A 511-nucleotide genomic window follows, 5' to 3' on the forward strand; every position below is an offset into this window, starting at 1 on the left:
GCCACCCGCGGCACGGCCTACAGCCAGACGCTGAGCGCCAGCGGCGGCACCGCGCCGTACACCTACAGCCTCGGAAGCGGCACGCTGCCGGCTGGCCTGACCCTGGCCAGCAACGGCACGCTGTCCGGCACCGCAACGGTGGAAGGCAGCTTCAACTTCACCGTGACCGCGACCGATGCGGGGAGCTTCACCGGCAACCAGGCCTACAGCCTGACCGTTGCCGGCCCGAACGTTGTACTGCCGGCGAGTACCTTGCCCGCAGGCACGGCCGGGCAGGCGTACACCGCGGCGATCACGCCCGCCACCGGCGGCACCGCGCCCTACAGCTATGCACTGACTGGCGGCGCATTGCCGGCGGGTGTTGTCGTGGACGCGGCCACCGGCAGCCTCAGCGGCACGCCGACCGTGGCAGGCACGTTCACCTTCACCCTGACCGTGTCCGACAGCACGCCCAGCCCGGCGGCGCAGGCCAGCCGCAGCTACACGCTGACCATCGCGGCACCGGTGATCG

Annotated in this window: 1 protein-coding gene; it reads left to right on the top strand. The window is 71.8% G+C overall.

Annotated features, from left to right (window positions below; genetic code table 11):
* Positions 1–511 (top strand): Ig domain-containing protein (locus tag EO174_RS00055; RefSeq protein ID WP_206515022.1); only part of this gene is annotated, 511 nt, incomplete at both ends.

The organism is Xanthomonas sp. BRIP62418, assembly GCF_003993495.1.
Classification (GTDB): Bacteria; Pseudomonadota; Gammaproteobacteria; order Xanthomonadales; family Xanthomonadaceae; genus Xanthomonas; species Xanthomonas euroxanthea.